At 29.1% G+C, this 23,720-nt stretch carries 22 protein-coding genes and 1 pseudogene; 8 read left to right on the top strand and 15 right to left on the bottom strand.

Annotated elements, in window-relative coordinates:
• Nucleotides 1–86 (top strand): IS3 family transposase (locus ACQ3F0_RS25660; RefSeq protein WP_428868671.1); only part of this gene is annotated, 86 nt, incomplete at its 5' end.
• Between the two features lie 35 nt (nt 87–121).
• On the opposite strand, the pseudogene ACQ3F0_RS25655 reads toward ACQ3F0_RS25660, so the two are convergent.
• The 3 genes and pseudogenes from ACQ3F0_RS25655 to ACQ3F0_RS25645 form a co-directional block, all read right to left on the bottom strand.
• Nucleotides 122–208: pseudogene (locus ACQ3F0_RS25655) on the bottom strand (radical SAM protein); the annotation flags it as partial.
• A 14-nt stretch (nt 209–222) separates the two neighbouring features.
• Nucleotides 223–1,092, bottom strand: coding sequence for a radical SAM protein (locus ACQ3F0_RS25650; protein WP_428868669.1), 870 nt, complete (start codon nt 1,090–1,092; stop codon nt 223–225).
• 150 nt (nt 1,093–1,242) lie between these two features.
• Nucleotides 1,243–3,198: a GTP-binding protein gene (locus tag ACQ3F0_RS25645; RefSeq protein WP_428868668.1), complete on the bottom strand. Its 1,956-nt coding sequence runs from the start codon at nt 3,196–3,198 to the stop codon at nt 1,243–1,245.
• Nucleotides 3,199–3,353: 155 nt separating this feature from the next.
• Here ACQ3F0_RS25645 and ACQ3F0_RS25640 point away from each other — a divergent pair, with 155 nt between their 5' ends.
• Nucleotides 3,354–3,761, top strand: a complete 408-nt coding sequence (locus tag ACQ3F0_RS25640; protein WP_428868667.1) for a bacteriohemerythrin — start codon at nt 3,354–3,356, stop codon at nt 3,759–3,761.
• Between the two features lie 134 nt (nt 3,762–3,895).
• Here the strand turns inward: ACQ3F0_RS25640 and ACQ3F0_RS25635 are convergent, their stop codons facing one another.
• The 4 genes from ACQ3F0_RS25635 to ACQ3F0_RS25620 form a co-directional block, all read right to left on the bottom strand.
• A complete protein-coding gene (locus tag ACQ3F0_RS25635; protein WP_428868666.1) occupies nt 3,896–4,189 on the bottom strand; it encodes a hypothetical protein in 294 nt (97 codons plus the stop codon).
• An 88-nt stretch (nt 4,190–4,277) separates the two neighbouring features.
• Nucleotides 4,278–5,516 carry a serpin family protein gene (locus tag ACQ3F0_RS25630; RefSeq protein ID WP_428868665.1) on the bottom strand — a complete coding sequence of 413 codons (1,239 nt, stop codon included), beginning with the start codon at nt 5,514–5,516 and terminating at the stop codon, nt 4,278–4,280.
• 149 nt (nt 5,517–5,665) lie between these two features.
• Nucleotides 5,666–6,904, bottom strand: coding sequence for a serpin family protein (locus ACQ3F0_RS25625; protein ID WP_428868664.1), 1,239 nt, complete (start codon nt 6,902–6,904; stop codon nt 5,666–5,668).
• Between the two features lie 403 nt (nt 6,905–7,307).
• A complete protein-coding gene (locus ACQ3F0_RS25620) occupies nt 7,308–8,255 on the bottom strand; it encodes a hypothetical protein (protein WP_428868663.1) in 948 nt (315 codons plus the stop codon).
• Between the two features lie 367 nt (nt 8,256–8,622).
• On the opposite strand from ACQ3F0_RS25620, the gene ACQ3F0_RS25615 reads away from it, so the two are divergent.
• Entirely contained in the window at nt 8,623–9,174 is a 552-nt protein-coding gene (locus ACQ3F0_RS25615; RefSeq protein WP_428868662.1) for a hypothetical protein, read from the top strand.
• Here the strand turns inward: ACQ3F0_RS25615 and ACQ3F0_RS25610 are convergent.
• Nucleotides 9,138–9,536, bottom strand: coding sequence for a hypothetical protein (locus ACQ3F0_RS25610; RefSeq protein ID WP_428868661.1), 399 nt, complete (start codon nt 9,534–9,536; stop codon nt 9,138–9,140). The genes ACQ3F0_RS25615 and ACQ3F0_RS25610 overlap by 37 nt on opposite strands.
• Nucleotides 9,537–9,883: 347 nt before the next feature.
• Here ACQ3F0_RS25610 and ACQ3F0_RS25605 point away from each other — a divergent pair, with 347 nt between their 5' ends.
• Nucleotides 9,884–10,054: a sigma factor gene (locus ACQ3F0_RS25605; RefSeq protein WP_428868660.1), complete on the top strand. Its 171-nt coding sequence runs from the start codon at nt 9,884–9,886 to the stop codon at nt 10,052–10,054.
• Nucleotides 10,055–10,360: 306 nt separating this feature from the next.
• On the opposite strand, the gene ACQ3F0_RS25595 is transcribed toward ACQ3F0_RS25605, so the two are convergent.
• Both ACQ3F0_RS25595 and ACQ3F0_RS25590 read right to left on the bottom strand, forming a co-directional pair.
• Nucleotides 10,361–11,227, bottom strand: coding sequence for a hypothetical protein (locus tag ACQ3F0_RS25595; RefSeq protein ID WP_428868659.1), 867 nt, complete (start codon nt 11,225–11,227; stop codon nt 10,361–10,363).
• Between the two features lie 179 nt (nt 11,228–11,406).
• Entirely contained in the window at nt 11,407–12,510 is a 1,104-nt protein-coding gene (locus tag ACQ3F0_RS25590; protein ID WP_428868658.1) for a slipin family protein, read from the bottom strand.
• Between the two features lie 687 nt (nt 12,511–13,197).
• Here ACQ3F0_RS25590 and ACQ3F0_RS25585 point away from each other — a divergent pair.
• The 3 genes from ACQ3F0_RS25585 (at nt 13,198) to ACQ3F0_RS25575 (ending at nt 16,433) form a co-directional block, all read left to right on the top strand.
• Nucleotides 13,198–14,439, top strand: coding sequence for a WYL domain-containing protein (locus tag ACQ3F0_RS25585; protein WP_428868657.1), 1,242 nt, complete (start codon nt 13,198–13,200; stop codon nt 14,437–14,439).
• Nucleotides 14,439–15,419: a WYL domain-containing protein gene (locus tag ACQ3F0_RS25580; protein WP_428868656.1), complete on the top strand. Its 981-nt coding sequence runs from the start codon at nt 14,439–14,441 to the stop codon at nt 15,417–15,419. Before ACQ3F0_RS25585 ends, ACQ3F0_RS25580 begins: the two co-directional genes overlap by 1 nt.
• A gap of 141 nt (nt 15,420–15,560) precedes the next feature.
• Nucleotides 15,561–16,433 (top strand): formate/nitrite transporter family protein, encoded by an 873-nt coding sequence (locus ACQ3F0_RS25575; RefSeq protein ID WP_428868655.1) that lies wholly within the window; start codon nt 15,561–15,563, stop codon nt 16,431–16,433.
• A gap of 176 nt (nt 16,434–16,609) precedes the next feature.
• On the opposite strand, the gene ACQ3F0_RS25570 is transcribed toward ACQ3F0_RS25575, so the two are convergent.
• From ACQ3F0_RS25570 to ACQ3F0_RS25550, 5 genes are all read right to left on the bottom strand, one after another.
• Nucleotides 16,610–17,926, bottom strand: a complete 1,317-nt coding sequence (locus tag ACQ3F0_RS25570) for a nucleotide sugar dehydrogenase (protein WP_428868654.1) — start codon at nt 17,924–17,926, stop codon at nt 16,610–16,612.
• A gap of 61 nt (nt 17,927–17,987) precedes the next feature.
• Nucleotides 17,988–18,935, bottom strand: coding sequence for an SDR family NAD(P)-dependent oxidoreductase (locus ACQ3F0_RS25565; RefSeq protein WP_428868653.1), 948 nt, complete (start codon nt 18,933–18,935; stop codon nt 17,988–17,990).
• Nucleotides 18,936–18,966: 31 nt separating this feature from the next.
• Nucleotides 18,967–19,941: a glycosyltransferase family protein gene (locus tag ACQ3F0_RS25560; RefSeq protein ID WP_428868652.1), complete on the bottom strand. Its 975-nt coding sequence runs from the start codon at nt 19,939–19,941 to the stop codon at nt 18,967–18,969.
• 172 nt (nt 19,942–20,113) lie between these two features.
• Nucleotides 20,114–21,094, bottom strand: a complete 981-nt coding sequence (locus ACQ3F0_RS25555) for a glycosyltransferase family protein (RefSeq protein WP_428868651.1) — start codon at nt 21,092–21,094, stop codon at nt 20,114–20,116.
• 97 nt (nt 21,095–21,191) lie between these two features.
• Nucleotides 21,192–22,559 carry a glycosyltransferase gene (locus ACQ3F0_RS25550; RefSeq protein ID WP_428868650.1) on the bottom strand — a complete coding sequence of 456 codons (1,368 nt, stop codon included), beginning with the start codon at nt 22,557–22,559 and terminating at the stop codon, nt 21,192–21,194.
• A 341-nt stretch (nt 22,560–22,900) separates the two neighbouring features.
• On the opposite strand from ACQ3F0_RS25550, the gene ACQ3F0_RS25545 reads away from it, so the two are divergent.
• On the top strand, nt 22,901–23,720 hold an 820-nt coding region (locus ACQ3F0_RS25545), incomplete at its 3' end, for a collagen-like domain-containing protein (protein WP_487250450.1).

The following is a 23,720-nucleotide window of genomic DNA, read 5'->3' as shown; positions in this document are numbered from 1 at the left end:
TAAGATATTACAATAATTATAGATATCAATGGAACCTAAACAAGATGACTCCTGTACAATACAGAAATCATCTCTTAGCATCTTAACACCCTTTTTAAATTGTCCTTGACATAGGTACCATTTTATTATGAGAACACCCTATAGTTACTTGAATAATTAAACTATAGGCTTCACTAGGTGGCCTATATACCATTCCTTCATATCTCATCTAATGTCCACCTCCTATAATCTTCTGAAATTATCACTTTTAAAACTATGATCAGCTTCTATAAAACTATCCAATTGTTTTAATAATTGATCTTTATCTTTATTTAATGTTGCTGAAATAGGAGCATAATTTGATGCATGATTCCCTCTGAATAAACAATTTGTAAGTTCTAGATTTTCCACAAATTTTCTAGTTTCAATCATAACTTCTTTAGGAGATAAAAGAGTAATTTCTCCCTTTGCAATCTTCTCATACATTCCTGTGTTTTCGTCTACTATCAATGTAAGGAGCCCAATATAATCAGGATTCATTGCACTTATTACTCTTGCAGTTCCCACAGCATGCATTTCCCATTTTTCTTTTCCGCCCAATCCTGAAATAAGTGATACTGATAACTTTATTCCAGCTTTTCTAACTAGTTGTCCTGCCTGAATCATTTCTTCTGCAGTTGAACCCTTATTATTATCTTTAAGTATTTCATCACTTCCAGATTCAACTCCCATATAAATAATCTTTAAACCTAATTCTTTTAATCTTCTTAAATCATCTTCACCTTTTCTCAATACATCTTGTGCAGTTGCAGAAAGTCCAACTCGTTCACATTCTGGGAATAATTCTTTTATTTTCAAAAGAATTTTTTCTAAATTCTCAGTTTTTAGAAATAGTGCATCTCCATCAATTAAAAATACTCTCTTTACTTCCCTATACTGCTCTCTTGCCGTTTCCAAGTCTTCAAATACTTCTTCTAGTTTTCTTATTCTAAATTTTTGATTCTTAAACATATTACAGAAAACACATTTATTATGCGAACACCCAAAAGATACTTGTATTAGCAAACTATAAGCTTCACTTGGCGGTCTATAAATCGCCCCTTCATATCTCATTTCCATTACCTCCTGTTTTGACAAATGTTATGTTACAATATATATTAATGCAATTTTTATGCCAATTAGAAATAGTTGTTTTTAATAAGGTTTAGCAACTTTTAGGATAAATATTTAGCATTTCCACATATTTCGTGAGTCAAAACAGACTCAATTCAAACAATGCATTTCTTTTTCTGCTTCATCCCAAGGAACTACATATCCTTGCCCTTTTGAACAGAAAATAGAAGCTGATGTATAAGAAGGGTCAGCATTTTTGTTGTAACTAATCTTTTCTATAACCTCTTCTGAATTATGACAAGGATAATATCCACCAAATACTAAGTTTATACTTCCTTTTCCACCTGTGAAAGAAACTAATTCAGTACTATAGTTGATAAAAGTAGCTACAGGAACTTTTCCTGTTAAGATTGCCTTTTCACCTTTTGTTTCAGGAGGATTAAAATCACCATAAGCCTTTTGAACATCAGCTAAGACCCTCCCCATATGTTCTAAATCAACCTTAATTTTAAATTTATAGTAAGGTTCTAGCAAAACATTCTGTGTCTTTTCCAATCCTTGTCTCAATGCTCTATAAGTAGCTTCTCTGAAATCTCCACCACTAGTATGCTTATTATGTGCTCGCCCAGTGAGCAGTGTTACTTTTATATCTGTAATAGATGCTCCGGTCAGTAACCCATTGTGCTCTCTCTCAAAAATATGATGGCGAATAAGATTTTGTTGCCCAGTAGTCAAGTCATCTGCATGACATTTATTTTCAAAACTAATCCCACTATTTCTTTCTGCTGGTTCTAATTTTAAATGTACCTCAGCATAATGCCTTAACGGTTCAAAATGACCACAACCATTTACAGAGCTTTCTATAGTTTCTTTAAAAAGAATTTGTGGAGTTCCAAAAGTAATACTAAAATCAAATCTCTGTTTCACTATTTCTTCTAATACTTCTAATTGGATTATTCCCATAACATTAATATGAATTTCACCCAAACTTTCTTCCCAAGTTACATTCAAAGAAGGATCTTCCGCTTCTAAAATTTTAAAGGACTTCAACACTTCTTTTGTATTTAAAGATGAATCAAATATTACCTTAGATTTTAGTGTTGGTACAATTTCATAAGCTACTTTTTCTCTCACATTTCCTATACTCTCTCCTGCCAACAGCCCTGTAATTCCTGTAACTGCAAAAAGTTCTCCTGCTAAAATTTTATCCACAGATTTAAATTTACTTCCATTATATTTCCTGATTCCTGTGATTTTTTCACAGATACTATTTCCATCATCACCATAACTTATTTCATCACGCACTTTTAATGAACCTGTTAAAGCTTTCATATAAGTTATTCTTGTTCCATTTTGGTCATGTCCTATTTTATAGACCTGTGCAGCAAAATGTTCTTCAACATTATAATCTGTATACGTTAGTAAATGAATTTTGTCGAAAAAATCTATTACACCAATATCTTTCAGCGCTGAACCACAAGAGCATGCAAAGATTTCATTTTCTTTAATCATTTTTTTCATAGACTTAAGCCATAAACTTTTCTCAAAATTTTCTTCCAAATATTTTTCCAGAAGCTCTTCATCTAGCCCTGCTATAAATTCTATAAGCGCATCTTGCATTTCTCCATTATTAAAGCTAGTTGAAATATCACATATATTCTCCGTTAAATTAGTGCGAATTTCTAGCAATACTTTTTCAGCATCTGCACCTGTTCTGTCCATTTTATTAATAAAGAAAAAAGTAGGTACATTATACTTTCTAAGAAGCTGCCATACTGTTTCAGTATGCCCTTGTACACCTTCTACTGCACTAATAATTATAATCGCATAATCCATGACTTTAATGGCTCTTTGCATTTCTGCAGAAAAATCCATATGACCAGGGGTATCAATCAAATAGTAGGTTGCATCTTTATAAGACATAACTGCTCCATCTGAAAATACAGTTATACCTCGTTCCTTTTCTATATTGTGACTATCTAAAAGAGTATTTTTATGATCTACTCTTCCTCTTTCTCTTATGCTTTTTGTATGAAATAGTAGTTGCTCTGCAAATGTGGTTTTACCTGCATCTACGTGAGCTAATATTCCAATTATTTTGTTCATGTTTCAACCCCACTCTTTATTGATTATCTCAAACTCTCTTTATGTTTAAAATTAAATTTAATATCATAAAATTTTATATTGAAATAAATCTTTTTTTCAATTATAATGTTTTTTATTAAAATATATTACAATTTATAAATTTTGGAGGTATTAATATGCTTGTATGGGAAGAAAAATATTGTATAGGAAATAAATTAATTGATGCACAACACAAATATATTTTTGAAATCGGAAATAAAGCTTACTCGTTATTAGAAAACAAATCTAATGTTGATACTAATACTGAACTAATTGATATATTTAAAAGTTTAAATCAATATACCAAGTTTCATTTTAAATCAGAAGAAGACTATATGCTAAGTATCGAATATCCTAAATTCTTTGCTCAAAAAAGAGAACACGATAATTTCATTAAAAAATTAGATGAATTCGAATGTAACCTTCTTAACGAGACATCCGAAAAAAGCATTGAAGATTTATTATCATTTATCTTTAAATGGATACTTAACCATATAATTCAGAAAGACAAGCTTATTTTGTTGGAGCAACCTATCAACTTATAGTGATTATTATTAATTTTTTATCACAATAAAATTACTTGTGATAAAAAACTCTACCTTACAAATTTATTATAATAATTAATATTATAAACCACTATCAATTAAAATAAAACCTAAGAACAAAGGGAACCTTCCTATTAAGAAAGCTTCCTTTTATTCTTGTCTACTATATTGCTCCCAATAAGCGTAATTGATGAGGTTACAAATGCTACTCCACAAAACACTCCTAAAACCATGAAAGTTATTCCAATAGAAATACCATAATTGATAAACTGAGGACTAATACCAAAATATAGAGCGCCTACTAATGAAATTAATACAGGGATATATCTTAATATTTTATGTTGACTTCTTTTTGAAATAAAGTATGTTAAAAAACAATTTATTATAATAAAAGACACTCCCATTAAAAGAAAAACACTAACATCCATAATCCACTACCTCCATAAGATTGGTTATATTTCAAAATAGATTAAATCTTTCATGAAATGAAAGGTATCCACAACTTACAATTTACAATTATAAATCATTCACCGTACCCATAAACAATATCATCCCAGTATTCTTGTCTGCAATTGCGTATACAAAAGGTCTATTTACTATAAACTGTTTAACTTCTTCAGTCTCCACATCACATTTGTCTACATCAACTTCAGTTACAGCTGCAGCTTCTGTCCCGCCTTCACTTACATCAATAAAACATTTTTGTTTTACCAAATCAATAAATAAATCATCTTCCTTGCTTAAATTTGAAAAATTCGCATCTCCACTAAATGCTTTTTCCATACCAAACTCTTTTAGCATTTCATTTAATTCTTGTTGAAACTCTATCTTAAATTTAGGTAATTGAACTTGTAATTCCTTTTCTGTTGCTTTTTCTATCCACATGTTCCAATTCTCATTGTTTATTTCTTTCAATATTTCTTTAACATTGCTATCTTCATTTGGAAGAAAAATGTACATTCCAAAATTCTCATCCTCATATGGAAGTCTAATAGATCCAAAACTATTTCCTTTAACATACTGAACATATTGCGTTTCTTTCATCATATTAACTTTTTTAGCTTTACCTTGGCTATTTGTAAATATCTTTTTAGAGGTCATTTTTTTTTCAAATTGATTTAACCATTTACTTTTAAAATATACACTATTTATTAACAACATTGCAGTACCATCTATAGAGTCTACAATCTTTTTTATTTTTCCATTAGTCTGTTTTTCAATCCAAGAATTTATTACCTTTAGAGTACCTCTTTTTGAAAAATCAACGTTCTGTATTTTTGCCTCATATTTTTCTCTACCTATATTTTTAAAATCTTCTTCAACCTTCAAATCTTCCCCAACCCAAACTGAATTTGCCATCTTTAGTTCTATACTTTCTAAACTATTATAATTAGCAATAATATTTTTGTAACTTTCATTAATATTATTATCCTCATATCTACCTAGTTCAAGAGCATTCTTCATTTCTTCCTTCGTTTCACCTGCTGCTCCATTTTGCGTTAGTGAAAGTATTGTATTCATACTAATTGGAGATATTACAATGTTTTTATTCTCATTTGTATTAATGGTTTCCTTCAACATTTTAAATGCAACTTTATTATTAGCTTCACTAATACCATCAACAGACTCTGTTAATGCTTTTGCTTTAATTGCATAATCATTTTCCACAACATTTGAATTGTTCCTAGAGCATCCTGTGGAAATAGCTATTATTACTACTAAAAAAAATAAAATTACTTTCCTTGTTTTTATCATTTTAAAACACCTCTTTATTCAATTGGCAGTGATTAGTAACAGTAAAGGTCTTTACATCCCCATGAAATGTAATATTTTTCTCACTAATACCCAAATCTATAAACGGTTGGATTATTTCTTTATAATACTTCCAGACTTACAATTTACAACTATAAATCATTAACTTCTCCCATAAACAATATCATTCCAGTGTTCCTATCTGCAATAGCATATACAAAAGGTCTATCTACAATAAATTGTGGAATCTCCCCTATCTCCATAGCCGATTCTTCTAACATAACTGCAGTAACCGCTGCTGCTTCTGTTCCCGCTTCATTCACATCTATATAACATTTTTGTTTTACTAAAGATATAAATAAATCATGATTCTTGCTTAAATTAGAAAAATCCGCGCCACCTTCAAATGCTTTTTTCATACCAAATCCTTGAAGCATTTCATTTAGTTCTTGTTCAAATTCTATCTTAAATTTAGGTAATTGCACTTCTATATCATTTTCAGTTGCATTTGCTGTCAATTTACTCCAATTATTAAAGTTTACTTCTTTCAACATTTCCTCAATATTACTCTCTTCATTAGGAAGAAAAATGTACATTCCAAAGTTATCATCTTCATAAGGAAGCCTAACAGACTCAAAAGTATCTCCCTTATTATATTGGACAAAAAGTGTCTCTCTCATCATATCAACATTCTTTACTTTACCCTGACTATTTGTGAACTCTCTTTTAGATGTCATATTCTCTTTAAATTGATTTAACCACTTTCCTTTAAAGTAAACACTATTTATTAGAGCTACAGCTGTGTCTTCAAAAGAATTTACTATGTCTTTTATCTTACCGTTGGTATGTTCTTCTATCCATTTATTTATTATAAACAAAGTGCTTTTCTTCGAAAAATCAACATTTTGTATTCTTGCCTCATAATTTACTCTACCGTCATTCTTAAAGTTATCTTCAACTTGTAATCCCTCTTGAATCCAAATTGAATTAGCCATCTTAACCTCTATACTTTCTAAACTATTATAATTACCAATTATATTTTTGTAACTCTTATTAATATAATCATCATCATTTGCCACTAACTCAAGAGCATTCATCATTTCTTCCTTCGTTTCACCTGCTGCTCCATTTTGAGTAAGTGAAAGTATTGTATTCATACTAATTGGAGATATTACAGTGTTTTTATTCTTATTTACATTAATAGTTTCCTTCAACATTTTAAATGCAACTTTATTATTAGCTTCACTAATATTATGAACTGGTTCTGTTAATGCTTTTTCTTTAATAACATAATCATTATCCACAGTATTTGAATTGCTCCTAGAACATCCTGTGGAAATAACTATTGTTATTATTAATAAAAGTGAAATGGATAGTCCTATTTTTCTCATTTTTAAACACCCCTTTTTTCAGTTGACAGTTTACAGTTAAGGTATGGCATCGTTTAAAAATAACTTCTACTATATTTGTTTCAAAAATGCTTGAAGATTGCATATTTTGAAAGAAAAGTATAACTAATTCTTAAGCCCACCCATAAGTGCTTTTGCTGATGCAAAAGAAAGTCATTTTGTCTTTTATTTAATTAAAAGCTTTCACTTGAGAAAGCTTCCTATACTGATAACTGATAACTGTCTTCGTAAACTATACGTTATTTAATTTACAAAAGTTAGGTTGTTTTAAATATTTTTTTGAAATCAAGTTGTTATATTTCAGCAAAAAGTTCATGTATATTTCCATCTGGGTCAGCAAACAATGTAGTTCTTTGATTTCATAGTATCTTCCACCCTTATTAATTTATTTATTACTAGAATGATGAGTTAATAGTCTCTTAGACAATAAAGTATAATATACTCTTACATTGTCACCCTCTTTAAAGTATAAAGGATTACTAGTTGTAAATTTCACTTCTTTTTTTACATCATAATTTGTTACTATATATTCATAATCTACTTTATTACTTCTATGCCTACTCTTTTCAACTAAGCCTGTACATTCTCCATCAAGTACAACAACAGAATTAAAGAAAAGATCAATTATGAATAATACTGGCTTAATAAAACATAATCCAATAAATATAGTTGGTAATATACTATATTTATTTATAACCATATCTAGTGTCAATCCTTTTGCTTTAACGCTTGTAATAATCACCAATAAAATAACCCAATTAAAAATAAACCAGACTCCCCACTCTTGTAAAATGTCCGTTCTAGTGAAAACTCTACTAGGTTTTTTATAATGTATATTAAATCTCCAAAAAAAACTATTCTTATTTTCATTTACGTTATAAGTTCCACACGATTTTTGCCATTCTGCTTTCCTATCTAATTTAGTTAATCTATATGCAATCCAAGAAATAGTCATTGGAATTGAATACACAAACATATTTAATGTCGATTGAAAAATAATATAGTTATTTTTAGTTTGCCATATAAATATTAAATATAATAAAATTAATAGATTTACAACAAGTATATTTCTACCATAAGTTTTCACCTTTACAAAACTATCTCCATATGAATATTCTTTAATAACCCCTATGCCGGCAAAAGACATTAATATAGCTGTTAAAAACATAAATCTAGAAATACTTATTGCTCCATTTATGTATTCAACATATTCAATCGGTAATTTTTCAATGCCTCTAATGGCTAAAATATTTATTAATGTATTAACTAAAACTATTACTAAAGAAAAATTAAATAAACTCAGTTCTTGTCTTCTCATACTTTTTATTCCCATGTACGTTACTCCCTTGTCCATTGTGATATAATTAACCTTATAAAGAATATATTAACATATTTAATATAGTGTCATCAATAAGTATAATAACTCTACTTAGATTGATTATTTATAAAAATCACTTATGAAAGGATAAACAACAATGAATTTATCAGGAATTTTTTGTATTGTGTTTGGAGCAATTTATTTAATTAATTTCATACTATCCAAATAGCTATTCAAGTATGGCATCAATATTAACATTATTAGTTATTTTGGTATTTCACTCTATAAATTCAATTTTGATAAATATAAGCAAGAGGAAAAAATATATAGAATTAAAATGATATTTATTCTACACTACCCTATTAAAAACGGAGGACTAATTATGAAAAAGAAAGCACTATTATTAATCCTTATAATAATTTCTATATCTGCAATAATATTTCATACAAATAAACCAAAACAAATTTACGGTAATGATAATACTTCAATACTGCAATGGATAAAAGATTATGATATGAGAATAAAAGATAGTGATTCTAATATTACAATAGCTGGAATAGAAGATACTGGAGATATTAGAATAGTGGGCTACTTAAAAAGTAATAGTGTTGGAATGGTGGCTTATCATAGAAATTCTAAGAATAATTATGAAATGTATGATAACATTAGAATTGGAACTACCGAAACATCATCTTTTATTGCTCACTATCCAGCTAAAGGAATAGATAAAATAAAGTATGTTGTTGTTTCCACTGGTAAAGATGATATTGCTATGGCTGAATTAACTGTAAATGAAAAATATAAACAAGCTAAAAAAATCCCTTTAAATAAACCATCTGTTATTGTATTTGATTTAGATTTACCCCAAGAAGAATATAAGAGTATGTCCTTTGATTGTCAATTTTTTGATTCTGATGTAAATGAAATTGAATAATCCTTACTTGTAAGTACTACTTTAGAACCTTTTATCTTTACATCGAATATATTAGACCCCTTATATTTAATATCAATACTGTTTTTGTCTAACCATTCATACTTTATGCCCTTCTCTACCCATGCATAATTATGATTAAAATCTTCTGAACTATAATCATAGTTACCTAAATCTATTTTATTGTCTTCATGGAAATAATAAATATCGAATTTTTCTAATGGAACTTCAGAATCGACATTTATATCAGCCTGAGTTCCTTTCCATAATCCAATTAATTCTTTCTTATTACTATTACAACTAGTTATTGATATACATATCAATAAGCTTAATATCAAAATAAATATTCTTAACAAAAATTTCATCCTGTTACCTCCCTATATAGATATAAACTCAACGGAAACTTCATAGTTCATCCATTATTTAGATAATATCATAAAATTTCCATTTTTGCCACAATGGTAGTGATTGATAATTCATGATACTAATGTAATATTAATTGTAGACGAAAGTACTTCGTAATTTTCTCTCTATTCATTGACACCTTTCACAAAAGTGAAAACTTGAATTTAGATGTAAATGGTATAGCAAACATACATTCTACCCATCTACGAAGCAGATAAAGGCTTAATTAAAGATTTTAAGCAAGAAAATCAACATCAGCTGTGACATTTCACTAAATTATTCGTTTATAAAGTGAAAGGGGGATTTGATGGATAAAAAATATTTAGAAAAAATTTATAGACTCTATCATAGAGAACTATACTTATATCTCCTTTCTCTTTGCAAAGATCATCATCTGGCAGAAGATTTAGTTAGCGAGACTTTTTTTAAAGCACTTGCTTCAATAGAAAATTGCCCTGGAAATATTAAATTTTATTGAAACACACTTTAAATCACTTTTACAATATTTATACGACAGAAAAGACTTCACCATATCCCTAGATAAAAGCGAAAATCAAAGAGATTTTTACAAATCATCTCTAGAATATATTGAGGAAAACGGAGTTAAGACGGTGTATTAGTTTATGGAGAGGCAGATGATATACTTTCATTTATGGAAGAGGATATAACTGATTGTATTTATATTTCTGATATAAAAGTATCTAAATATTCTAAATAGAGAATAAAGGCATATATAGATAAAAAGCTGGCATCGAATTCACGACACCAGCTTTTTTCATTATAATTACACTTCTTTTACATTCTTCATAATTAAATAAGAACAATATCCTGCTATAGAAGCAAATAGAGCAAAAACAAACATTACTGGTAAAGCTCCTTCTGTTCCTCTTAATAGTTGTCCTAACATCTTTGCTGAAAGTGCTGTCATCATTATCACCAAAAATACCGTAAATACAGGCGCTATCAAATATGCAAAAGGTTTCTTCTTAAGTAAGCTCACCCCTGCTATAAAAGCTGTAGGCAACATAAATGCTAAATCAAAACCTTGAACAGGCATAGTTGTGTAATGTTCCAGGGTCTCAGGTACAAAGCTTCCATCCATCAAAGGTGTCAAAATTAAGTTTAGCCAGTTCAGTCCAACTACTATAGCAATAAATATTAAAAATCCTCCAATAATATTTGTAGGTAATTTCTTACTAAATCTTAAATAAATTTTATCCACATCAAATGAAGTCATAATTAATATAAATGCAAAAAAACAGAGTGATGTAAGAGCAACATATACTAAGAAATACTCATTATACATAGTTAAAACCATATACAATAAATAGGTAAATAAAAAATACATCAATGTGCCTGCGAGAAATAACTTTCCCTTTAAGGAACCTTTTATCCAATAATAAAGTGATATTAAAAGCATTGGAATAGCAAGAGTCAGTGTTACTACATCTTGTGCAATTCCATCAGGTGCTGATGCTGCTGACATATTCTTATATAAACCTTTTCCATAAATCAATACTGTCTGGCCATGAATAGACTGAAACTCAAAACTTCCTCCTCCACCGCTAGAAAATATACCTTTTACCGTAGCAATAAATGCCAAAACAGCAATACCAAAAACAAGGATAGATATAGTTTTTTTACTTTTCATATAACATTGCTCCTTAATATTGATTAACTAATTCCTTCAAGAATTTTATCTTATACTTTAATTATACTATTATTCTAAAAATTACCCAAATATAATACTGTAGAATTTAAAATTTATGAAAAAAAGCTATCGTCTTGAATCACGACGGTAGCCATAGCTGTTTCTAACAACTTAATCCTTTATTTTCTCTCGCATAATAACTCATTCAGTTGTCCCAAAAGATTATTTCCACCAGAAACAGAAATATTTCCTACTTTATCACATATTTTTTCTAGATATTCTAATTCCTTAAGCTTATAAAGAGTTTGATTTTGATCCATTAGTTTTGCTGTATTCAACAAACTTCTTGTGGATGCAACTTCTTCACGTCTTGATATTACATTTGCTTGTGCTGTTTTTTCAGCAATCAAAACAGTATTCATAATATCACGTACTTCACCAGGTAAAATAATATCTTTTATACCTGCATTAACAAATTCAATATAATACTCATCTTGCTTTTCTTTTAATTTTTTCAACACAAAATCCGCTATCGCTTCTTTTTGAGATAATAATTCATCAAATTTATACATACCAACATACTCACGTAAAGCAAGTTGAGTCACTATGTATACCTGTGTTTCATAATCTTTTATCTCAGAATAAAGTTTCACAGGGTCTTTCACTTTATAACTATAAACAAAATTAATTCTCAAAGAAACCTTATCAGTAGTCAATATTTCTTGCCCACAAATATCTAATTGCTGAGTCCTCATATCTACAATTTTATGTGATACTTTTACATTAGTATTCCAAAAATAATGAACCCCTTTAGATAATTCTCTTTGAAACTTCCCATCAAAATATAATAGTGCTGTTTCTCCTTCAGATACTTGTATCTTTGTATACAAGTTAGGTGATATATATTTAAAAAGATATAGTTTCATATTCTTTGATACCTCTGGTTCACAAACATCAATAATTTCAAATGTATGTTTTTCGAATATGTTCCAAAATTCATATTCTCCACTTATCAAAGTACTTATTATTCTTCCATCTATAAAGTGAATAGCTATTGAGTTATCAGGTACTTTTATCTGTACTATACTGTCTGAAAAATCTTTATCTCTAAGTAATACATTAATATTAACTCCAGCTAAATCAACATATCCGTCTAAACTTACTTTTTCTATAGTATATCCAAGCATAGCTAAATAAGAATGCTTTCCTGGAGTTAAAAACTTTACAAAGCCACCATTCTTAAATAAATATCCTCTTTCATTTTCATTAATAATAATTTTCATATAAATCCCCTTTCTTATTAGATATTTGTTGTAATACTCACACAATTCTATAGGGAACTTCGATTGAGTTTACATTAATCCTATTCCTTCTAATCCCCTTATACTATGCCAGATATTAGATTTGATAAGAAAAATAATAAACGGTATCCTCAAAGTTACAAGCTATGAATTATGTTGTAAATAGAAAATGTTGCTTGTATCCATTCACTGAGCACTACAAAATATATCTTCTTTTAAAATCAGACTTAGCAGGTCTGTTGTGGGAATCGAACCCACTGATCCAACTTTTTGATTACTCTAACCGCTGAGTTAACTGTGAATCTCACAGTGAAGGAATCGAACCTCCGTCAAATCATAATCGGAGCTTTTCATTCGGTATACTGTGAAAGTAGCACCTTCTAGCACCGCTTGGCTTTTAAAACCAAAACATAGAATTAATAAGCCCATGAGTAAATATTACCATCCTAGTATCAATTTATCATTTAAAAAAAGTTGCGAAAACAAATTATTTAGTTGACAGTTTACTGTGAACAGTTGACAGTCACTTGTACACTGAAGTATTGTTGATTTTATATTTTCATGTTGGTAAAATATTTACAATAAGACTTAAAGCAGTTTACAGTTTACTTTGGACAGTAGACAGTACTGAAAACTGTCAACTGTCAACTGAAAAAGGTGGTGTTTAGAATGTCCAAGTTCTCAGAACTTATTAAAAATTTTGATAAGATAAGAGATTACATGCGTGATTTTTATATATACGGATTTAAAGGTAGAGGTGACTTTACTCAAAAAAGTTCACGTACCTATGATAATGAAAGACGTAGAATTGAAAGTTACCTAGAAGATTATATAAAATGGGACAACTCAAAAAAAGGTAAACGAGTATTTATATCTCTTGATAGTTCAAAAATAACTTCAAATCCACTCTACTCAGCATGGAAATCAAAAAGTTTTACTAATAATGATATTATGCTTCATTTTTATATACTAAATATTTTAAATAAAAAAAGTACTCTCAATGTAGAAGAACTCACAGACAAAATTTCTTCAGTAAGCGGACAACTTTTTGAGCCACAAACAGTTAGAATAAAAGCAAATGAATATGTAAAAGAAGGTATTTTAAATAAAGAAAAAAGAGGTAAATCTTTATACTACTCTTTGTCAAAGGATTCCCTTAATAACTTTACAAATAATTACGAAAACATATTGGATGCTATCAAGTTTTTTCAAGGAGTAGCGCCTTTAGGGGTTATAGGTAGCTATATATTAGATAAAGAAGAAAAAAACAATGATGTTTTTAACTTTAAACACCATTTTATTGTACATACATTAGAAGATAAAGTTTTACTTACTATTCTAAAAGCTATAAAAGAAAAAAGAAAAATATCATTTATAAATCAAAGTTCAAAAACATCTAATATTGTAAACTATACTGCTATCCCTATAAAAATATTCGTAAGCAATCAAAGCGGTCGTCGTTATCTAAATACTTACAATGAAGAAAAATCTCGATTTATTAACAATAGACTAGATTATATTAAGTCAGTTAAACTACTAGATGAATACTCAAACTATGATGATATAAAGGAAAAATTAAATAATAATCAAAATAAATGCTGGGGAGTATCCTTTGGCGATTATATTAGGAACCAAAAAATAGAGATAAAATTTTATATCGATGAAGATAAAGAAGATTTTATTATTAACCGCATCAATAGAGAAGGTCGTGGTGGAGATCTTGAAAAAATTGACAAAAATCTTTACCTTTATACTAATGCAGTTTTCGACGTAAACGAAATGATGACTTGGGTAAAAAGTTTTACTGGTAGAATTATTTCCCTTGAAACCACAAATAAATATGCTCAAGAGAAATTCTACGATGATATGAATAGAATGAAAGAAATGTATCAAGGCGGTGAATCAGACTAATGGAATTATTTTCAGAAATATATAGCTGTTATTATAATGCAGTTTCTAAAATTTTAAATAGATCAATCCATAATCCAATTTCAAAAGAAACTATTTGGAATATAATAGAGGAAAATGCTTTCTCTGAAAGTACTCTTCATGTATTACCCAAGCTTATTAATGGAGAGTGGGATCTTTTACAAGAATCGAATAAAAAATATTTATCAAAGCTTAATGCACCTGTTAAATTACCCTTAACTCTCTTAGAAAAATCCTGGTTAAAAACCATTTTACAGGATAAAAGAATTTTATTATTCTTAAATGAAGAAGAAATCATGTACCTTATAAAATCATTAAACCCTATTGATCTTCTTTTTGATATAAATGATTTCTGTAATTTTGATAACTATTCTGATGGTGATAATTATAATGATGAAAATTATATTAATATATTTCGCAAAGTTTTAGCAGCATTCAAAAATAAAACACCAATAAAAATCACTTTTAATAGTCGCAAACAAAATCTAATTACAGGAAATTTTATTCCATACAAATTTGAATATTCCAGTAAAGATGATAAATTCAGAATACATGCTATTAAAATAAAAAACGGTGAAATACGAGAACTTATAACTATCAATTTGGGACGTATTCTACAAGCTGATAGCTCTAATGAAACTTTTTATGGTCAGCTTAATCTCCATAAATATAATAAAGAAACTCAATGTAATGAACCTGTAGTAATTGAAATATCAAAAGAAAGAAATGCTGTTGAAAGGTGTATGCTTCACTTTGCAAACTATGAAAAACGTACAGAATATCATGAAGAAACAGATAAGTATATAAGTTATATTTACTATAAAAAACAAGATGAAACTGAACTTTTGATACGAATACTATCTTTTGGACCAGTAATTAAAGTTTTAGGCCCCCAAAGTTTTTTATCACTTATTAAAGAAAGAGTAATGAAACAAGATTATCTCTTACAATCAAATAAATAAAATTAAACTATTATTTAGAAAATTCTCTATTATCAGCAAATAACCTTTTTCTTACTTTTATTTATTGACTACGATGTCTGCCTCACATATAATACTAGTTATTGTTAAATTTCATCACTCACTAGGAAGGACAACAGACTTATGAATAACATGATGCTTAACGTTCCAGAAATTTATGAATCAACAATACATACTTGTATAAAGAAAACAAAGAAGAAAATATCTCAAACTTTTATTGCTGGTGCCTTTGCTGGTGCATTTATAGCACTTGGTGGATTCGGGGCCGCTATGGGTTCTCATGCAATAGAAAATTTTTCATTAGCAAAGCTAGCAGCTGGACTCATATTCCCCGTTGGGCTAATGCTAGTGCTTCTTTGTGGTGCCGAGCTATTTACAGGAAATTCTCTACTAATCATTCCATTAGTTGAAAAGAAAATCACTATAAGGAGTTTGCTTAAAAATTGGACAATTGTATATTTATCAAACTTTGTAGGTGCATTTATTATTGTACTATTAATATTTTATAGTGATCTTTTGGGAAGTAACCATGATGCATTAGGTGGATATGCAATAAAAATAGCAGCTTATAAATGTAACTTAAGTTTTACTAATGCTCTTGCCAGTGGAATTTTATGTAATTTTATTGTTACACTAACTGTTTGGGCTTCTTATGCTGCAAAAGACGTGGTAAGCAAGATTGCTGTTGTATGGTTCCCAATAATGACTTTTGTTGTTTGTGGATTTGAACACAGTGTTGCTAATATGTACTATTTATTTATAGGGTTATTAGCTAAAGGAAATCCAGAATTTATTTACTCTTCTCATATTTCTGAAGCTTCAGTAGAATCAATAAATATAGCTAATATAATTAAAAATCTTATTCCCGTAACAATAGGTAATATAATAGGAGGAGCTGTATTCGTAGGTTTGGCCTTTTGGGTAATGCTAAAATATAATTATCCAAAAAGTTCATTGATTATAGATACAGATAATTTTCAAGAAGATATCAATTAAAATAACTTATAATATACATTAAACAAGGTTATAACTATTAATTTATACATGCACCATAATTCACTAGTTCTTGATATTTTGGAACATGTATAAATTAAGTTTTATAGTTAGTTTTCTATATGCGTCCACTTGTTTTAATTTCAGAAAAAATACCTCACTATTAATCCATGCCACTTCTATAACAATTCAATATTTTCCTTATTCACAACATTCTTCATTGCATTTCGAGTATCGAATATAAATTTAGATTTATTTTGAATAACCTTGTATTCATATTTACTATGGGCTGTTGTAATAACAACTAAATCCGAATTATTTAATAACTCACTTGTTAACTCTTCTCCATAAAATTCTTTTCCTTTATACTTATACATACTTATATAAGGGTCATTAAATAAAACTTCTGCTCCTTCATTCTTAAAAATTTCTATAATTTTCAATGCAGGACTTTCTCTGTAATCATCAATATCACTTTTATATGCAACCCCAAGTATTAAAATTTTCGAACCATTTAAAGGTTTCTTAAATCTATTTAGTATTTTTGATGCTCTTTCTACAATATATTGGGGCATATAATTATTTATTTCTCCAGAAGTTTCTATAAGCCTAGTATGATAATCATATTCTCTAGCCTTCCAGGTTAAATAATAAGGATCAAGCGGTATACAGTGTCCACCTAGACCAGGACCAGGATAAAATGCCTGAAATCCATAGGGCTTAGTCTTTGCTGCCTCTATAACTTCCCATATATTTAAATTCATTTTATTGCAAATTATAGCCATTTCATTTATTAAACCAATATTAATATTTCTATAAGTGTTTTCAAGAATTTTTTCCATCTCTGCAATTGCTGGACTAGATACCTGAAAAACTTCACTTTCAAGAATATTTCTATACAATATTCCTGCAACCTCTGTACTATCACTTCCCACACCTCCTACTACTTTAGGTGTATTTTTTGTTTTATATTTTATATTACCTGGATCTACTCTCTCAGGAGAAAAAGCCAAATAAAAATCTTGTCCACACTTCAATCCTGACTTTTCTTCTAGTATAGGTAAAACAAGTTCTTCTGTTGTACCTGGATAAGTTGTACTTTCAAGAATAACTAGCATTTCATTATGAATATATTCTGCAATACCTTCAACAGAAGTTTTTATATAACTTATATCTGGCTGCTGATATTTGTCTAATGGAGTTGGAACACAAATTATTATTACATCTACATCTTTTACAAAACTATAATGTGTAGTTGCTCTTATTCGTCCATTTTCAACTAATTGGGTAAGTTCACCGTCTACTATATCTCCAATATAATTTTGTCCACTATTTATCATATTAACCTTTTCTTTTTGTACATCAAAACCAATAACACTGTATCCAGATTTTGCATTTTCAACGGCAAGAGGTAAGCCAACATATCCTAATCCTACAATACCAACTAGTGCTGTTTTGTTTTGAATTTTTTCTATTATTTTCTTTTTGTTAGACATATATTATAAATTTCGAATAAGCGAGAGATAATTACACAAATTCGATTCTCCTTTCTGTAACCTAATACAAATTTTTAAGCCACTCTAAAGTTAATTTAACCCCTTCATCAAAAGGTGTACTAAACTCAAAACCTAATTTTCTTATTTTAGAATTATCTATATCGAATACCTTTATATCTCCTGGTACCCAATCTGAATACTTAATTCCAATGTGCTCACTATTTAATAATCTTTTTAGCTCATAAGCTAATTCATAAATTGTAATGTTTATTCCAGATGCGCAATTATAAGCTTCTCCTTTTGTATCTTCTTTCATAGCAACCAGCTTATTAATCTCAACGATATCCTTAACATAAGTAAAAGATCGTTGCTGCGTACCATCTCCAAAAATTACAGGCTCTAAGCCTTGTAAAATTCTTCTACCAAATATAGAAACCACACCACCTAAATCACTTGATTCTTGCCTTGGTCCATATACGTGAAAATACCTAAGAATAGTAACATCTAATCCATATAGATCACAAAATGCTCTAGCATATTTTTCACCTGCTAGTTTACTTACACCATAATATGAGGTTGGATTAAGTGGGTGTTCTTCATTTTGAGGAAAATATTTCGCTTCTCCATATACTGAACCTGATGATGCATGCACAATTTTCTTTACCCCAAAATCACGAGAAAGTTCTAAAATATTAAAAGTTCCCTTTGCATTTATATCGAGATCTCTTCTTGGATCACGTATACATACAGTTTTCTTCGAAGCAGCATTATGAAATACTATATCCACTCCATTAAAATAGGTTTTTAGTTTTTCATAATCTGTAACATCACATTCAATTTCATGGAAATTATTATATTTATTAAATGGAGCTAAATTTTCTTTTTTGCCTGAAAAATAATTATCAATACTAATTACCTCTAAACCTTCTTGCAAAAGTCCTTCAACAATGTGACTTCCAATAAAACCAGCTCCACCTGTAACTATAGCTTTCTTATATTTATTTTTCATTATTACTTCTCCTTATACTGACCCTAAATATCTATTTGTTTTTTAAAAAGACTTCTATATTTTTTATAAATTGTTGAGCTCTAACTTCATTACTATGATACGTGTGAACGAAGTTAAATCCATTATTTGTTATTCTTTCTCGCTCTTTTTCATTTTCTTTATAGTATAATGTTTTATCATAAAAATCATTTTCATCGCATGCTACAAAATTTACGCCATCTTGAAATCCAAGCTCTAAAATATCTTTATTAGGTTTTGCTAGTAATAGTGTTCTGCACCCTAAGATTTCAAAATACTTAGCTACTGGATACTCCAATATTGAACCACATGTGAAAGATATTTTTGATCTATTTAATTCCTTAGCATAATTTTCATTTATAATTACATTTGGACCACCTTTAGTTCTATGTCCTGGATGAGGAACAAAAACAAATCCCTTTTTATCCTTCATCTTATTAAAAACAGCCTCTCTAAACGTATAAATACCTTTCTTTGGTAACCGTTTAGGAGGATTTTTAGGATCTTTATAATAAAATTGTCCTGTCAAAAGAAAATCAACATCTTTATTTAATTTCCAATCTTTAATAATGTAAGGGTTAACTGAAAATGGCATCCATCTGAACTTATTTTCATATTGAGGGTATTTCTTTAAGAATGGATTTTTAGTAAAGGAAAATATTAAGTCTATCTTATTCTCTTCAAAATACTTTATTCTTTTTTCAGGATTCCAATGAATATCTTTTACATAACAGCCTTTTGGTATATTAACTTTTTCTAATCCTGTTATTGTAGGAGCATATGCATACCGCCATTCAATATCATAATGAAAGATAAAATCTGGAATGAATTTTATTTCTTCTAAAATTTTATTAATATCACCATCGTCATGCCAATATACTACTTCTGCAAATTTTTCTAAAGCTACAATTGAATCAAATAAATGTTTGTGCTTGGGCATATGCAAATCAAATCTTTTTGTTAATACTAATATTTTCAGCTTTTTCATAAATTCTCCTCTATCTGACCTCTAAGCTCTTTTCTAATCAAAACCATTTGTCAATGAATTTTTTATACATTAATACTATATGAGCTTAAAATTATTAATGTTACTTTTCTAAAATAGGTTACAAAATAAAAATGCCTTTAGCTCTTTAACTGGCCAAAAACATTTTTATGATTTAGTTTTTTTTGTTTTTGAGATACTCTTCAATATACTTTATAACTTGTAATGCTCTAATACTATTACTATGATAGGAATGAATGAATTCATATCCATTCTTTGTTATTCTTTCTCGTTCTTTTTCATTATCTTTATAATATAATGCTTTTTCATAAAAATCATTTTCATCACATGCTACAAAATTGATACCATCTTGAAATCCTAGTTCCAAAATGTCTTTATTAGGTTTTGCTAACAATAATGTTTTGCATCCTAACACTTCAAAATACTTAGCGACTGCATATCCCAGCACTGAACCACATGTGAAAGATATTTTTGCTCTACTTAATTTTTTTGTATAGTTCTCATTTATCATTACATTTTCAGATGCCTTAACTGTATGTCCCGGATGTGGAATAAACTCAAAACCCTCATCCAATCTCATTTTATTAAAAACAGCTTCTCTAAATATATACTTTCCCTTGGGCGGTAATCGTTTAGGCGGATTTTTAGAGTCTTTATAGTAAAATTGTCCCGTTAGAAGGTAATCAATATCTTTATTTAAATGCCAGTCTTTCACAATATTATTATTCACAGAAAATGGACTCCACCTAAATTTATTTGTATATTCAGGATAAGTATTTAAAAATGGCTCTTTGTAATATGAAAATATTAAATCTATATTATTATTTTCAATAAACTTTTTTCTTCTTTCCTTGGAACGATGAATATCACAAACATGACATCCTTTTGGTATACTTACTTTATCTAATCCTACTATTTTAGGAGCAAGTCCATATCCATGTGTTATATCATAATAATAAATAAAATCTGGTAAGAAATTCATCTCTTTTAATATGTCATTAATATCACCATTCTTATACCAATACCTAACTTCAGCAAACTCTTCTAAAGCTGTAATAGAATCAAATAAATGTTTATGTTTTGGATAAATTTTATCAAATTTTCTTACTAATATTAATAGTTTTATTTTTTTCATAATTCCCCCTCAATAATTTAAACAAATTGGAATAGTGTTCAATATATTATATAGTCATTCAAAATTTATGTTCATTGGATAGTGGTAAATACAAATTCTAATTACACTTATTATATATCTTTAATAAATTTGCTACTGCTTTATTTGCATCATGATATTTTTCAACATATTTCCGTCCTTGTTTCCCTAATTTTATTCTCATATCTCTATCACTAAGTAATATTTCTATTTTTTCTTTTATATTATGGGGATTTGCAGATATTATAGGTAATTCGTTTGGATATCTCTTACGCATGAAATCAGAAATCCAACTTATAACTGGTTTTCCCATTGCCATTGCTTCAACAGCAACTCCACCATAAGATCCTAATATAATTTGGTCAATTACTATATCTGCTTTTAGATAGATTTTCTTTGCCTCTCCATGGGATATATTTTGGACTAAAGTAAATTGAAAATCATATTTATGAGAAAGTTCTTCAATTGCTTTTACTATATATTTTGTACCTTTAATTGCTGTATTAGTGGGTGCATGAACAATAATGGGCTTAAAATTATTAGATTGCTGACATGCGTAAGGGTAAAGATTTAATTCTCGCGAAATTCTAAGTATATAAACATTTTTATAATAAGTTTTCACATATTCATTGAGTTCTGTGTCTCCAACTATGCAATTATCTATATACTTTGATAAGTTTTTCATTTTATTTTTCTTATGGTTTTCATTTAATAATTTTTTACAATTTTTTGCTAAAGCTAAGTATGGGTTCATTTTAATTCCTTCAGAATATAATCTTATATCTGAACCCACATTATGCATTATTACTTTTTTACTAAGGTTATTTAATACAAGTAAATCAATATTGTTTAAAGTCAAGCTAGTGTTAAAAAAGAAATGAAATATATCATACTCTGGAATAACTTTTGATGCAAAATCTATTGCCTTTTTTTTAGATTCATCATGATTAATACTCTCTAATATGTTTAGTATATAATCAGCTTTATAATTTAGATAAGTAGGATAATAATTGACGCAACACACATCATATCCTTTTTTCCTTAATATATTTGAATACTTTTCCATATGTCCCCCTATTTCCATAGTTCCAAAAAATATTTTAGGTTTAAAGCTTTCTTTTTTAGGAGGTTCTTCTGTAATATAATCTAATATTTTGATCTTGACATTTGGATTTTCCATTTGCTTTCTAGCATAATTTTCTACTTGTTCTTTATATATTAAAAGTTTGTGTTTTGATTCTTCATCATAATCCTTATATTCTAAGTTAATTATATTTTTTCTAATATCTTGTATTTGCTTTTTATCCTCTGCGATAAATAATGCTTTTTTATAATTTAGAAGTGCATTCAATGCTTCTCCCTTTTGCTCATATAAATCTGCCAATTTACAAAGTAAATCACAATTAGTACTCTTTATTTTATTTTTACTTAAACTATTTCTTCTCAATAACTTGCCCCCTTGTAAAGATTATACTTAACTTATACCTACACTTTTCATAATATGCATCTAATTTATATTATATTTACACTAAAGATAAATAGTTAATAAATAGTTTTTTTCAATATATCTCTTTATTTTAACTTTTTCAATTTCCATACATATTATATATTAAGGATTGTTTACCTTTTTAAAAAATTTCCATCGAAATATTGATTTTCTTTTAGTTTCATTCTAGATTCTCATATATAGAAATTCCATTTATATTATTAGTTTTAACTGGAATTTTTATAAACTTACTAATTATAAATAAAATACTCTCATGCATTAAAAATGGAGATGAAAAAATAATGAATAATAAAGATTGTCCAAATTGGGACGAAGATAGTTTTTATGTTGAAGACTACTATAACGATAAATATTATGATTGTTATGATAAATACTATGATGAATGCCCTTATATTATAGAGGAATACGATTGTATAAATACTTGTTGTCCATGCCCTGATTGTCCTATTTGCCCAACAGGACCTACTGGTATGAAAGGTGCTACTGGTCCAACAGGTCCTACAGGCATGAAAGGTGCCACTGGCCCAACTGGTCCTACTGGCATGAAAGGCGCTACAGGCCCTACTGGCCCTACAGGCATGAAAGGTGCTACCGGTCCAACAGGCCCTACAGGCATGAAAGGTGCTACCGGCCCTACAGGTCCTACTGGCATGAAGGGCGCTACAGGCCCAACAGGACCTACTGGTATGAAAGGTGCTACTGGTCCAACAGGTCCTACTGGTATGAAAGGTGCTACCGGCCCTACAGGTCCTACTGGTATGAAAGGTGCTACCGGCCCTACAGGTCCTACTGGCATGAAGGGCGCTACAGGGCCAACAGGACCTACTGGTATGAAAGGTGCTACCGGTCCTACTGGTCCTACTGGTATGAAAGGTGCTACTGGCCCAACAGGACCTACTGGTATGAAAGGTGCTACTGGCCCTACAGGTCCTACTGGCATGAAGGGCGCTACAGGCCCAACAGGACCTACTGGTATGAAAGGTGCTACCGGTCCAACAGGCCCTACAGGCATGAAAGGTGCTACCGGTCCAACAGGCCCTACAGGCATGAAAGGTGCTACCGGTCCAACAGGCCCTACAGGCATGAAAGGTGCTACCGGTC

Source organism: Clostridium sediminicola (assembly GCF_050402865.1).
Classification (GTDB): domain Bacteria; phylum Bacillota; class Clostridia; order Clostridiales; family Clostridiaceae; genus Clostridium_AF; species Clostridium_AF sediminicola.
This window is presented reverse-complemented; position numbering and strand designations above follow the sequence as displayed.

Coding starts and splice junctions, on each gene's coding strand:
- ACQ3F0_RS25650 (WP_428868669.1), bottom strand. CDS start 1,092: ATGAGATATGAAGGGGCGATTTATAGACCGCCAAGTGAAGCTTATAGT.
- ACQ3F0_RS25645 (WP_428868668.1), bottom strand. CDS start 3,198: ATGAACAAAATAATTGGAATATTAGCTCACGTAGATGCAGGTAAAACC.
- ACQ3F0_RS25640 (WP_428868667.1), top strand. CDS start 3,354: ATGCTTGTATGGGAAGAAAAATATTGTATAGGAAATAAATTAATTGAT.
- ACQ3F0_RS25635 (WP_428868666.1), bottom strand. CDS start 4,189: ATGGATGTTAGTGTTTTTCTTTTAATGGGAGTGTCTTTTATTATAATA.
- ACQ3F0_RS25630 (WP_428868665.1), bottom strand. CDS start 5,516: ATGATAAAAACAAGGAAAGTAATTTTATTTTTTTTAGTAGTAATAATA.
- ACQ3F0_RS25625 (WP_428868664.1), bottom strand. CDS start 6,904: ATGAGAAAAATAGGACTATCCATTTCACTTTTATTAATAATAACAATA.
- ACQ3F0_RS25620 (WP_428868663.1), bottom strand. CDS start 8,255: ATGGGAATAAAAAGTATGAGAAGACAAGAACTGAGTTTATTTAATTTT.
- ACQ3F0_RS25615 (WP_428868662.1), top strand. CDS start 8,623: ATGAAAAAGAAAGCACTATTATTAATCCTTATAATAATTTCTATATCT.
- ACQ3F0_RS25610 (WP_428868661.1), bottom strand. CDS start 9,536: ATGAAATTTTTGTTAAGAATATTTATTTTGATATTAAGCTTATTGATA.
- ACQ3F0_RS25605 (WP_428868660.1), top strand. CDS start 9,884: ATGGATAAAAAATATTTAGAAAAAATTTATAGACTCTATCATAGAGAA.
- ACQ3F0_RS25595 (WP_428868659.1), bottom strand. CDS start 11,227: ATGAAAAGTAAAAAAACTATATCTATCCTTGTTTTTGGTATTGCTGTT.
- ACQ3F0_RS25590 (WP_428868658.1), bottom strand. CDS start 12,510: ATGAAAATTATTATTAATGAAAATGAAAGAGGATATTTATTTAAGAAT.
- ACQ3F0_RS25585 (WP_428868657.1), top strand. CDS start 13,198: ATGTCCAAGTTCTCAGAACTTATTAAAAATTTTGATAAGATAAGAGAT.
- ACQ3F0_RS25580 (WP_428868656.1), top strand. CDS start 14,439: ATGGAATTATTTTCAGAAATATATAGCTGTTATTATAATGCAGTTTCT.
- ACQ3F0_RS25575 (WP_428868655.1), top strand. CDS start 15,561: ATGAATAACATGATGCTTAACGTTCCAGAAATTTATGAATCAACAATA.
- ACQ3F0_RS25570 (WP_428868654.1), bottom strand. CDS start 17,926: ATGTCTAACAAAAAGAAAATAATAGAAAAAATTCAAAACAAAACAGCA.
- ACQ3F0_RS25565 (WP_428868653.1), bottom strand. CDS start 18,935: ATGAAAAATAAATATAAGAAAGCTATAGTTACAGGTGGAGCTGGTTTT.
- ACQ3F0_RS25560 (WP_428868652.1), bottom strand. CDS start 19,941: ATGAAAAAGCTGAAAATATTAGTATTAACAAAAAGATTTGATTTGCAT.
- ACQ3F0_RS25555 (WP_428868651.1), bottom strand. CDS start 21,094: ATGAAAAAAATAAAACTATTAATATTAGTAAGAAAATTTGATAAAATT.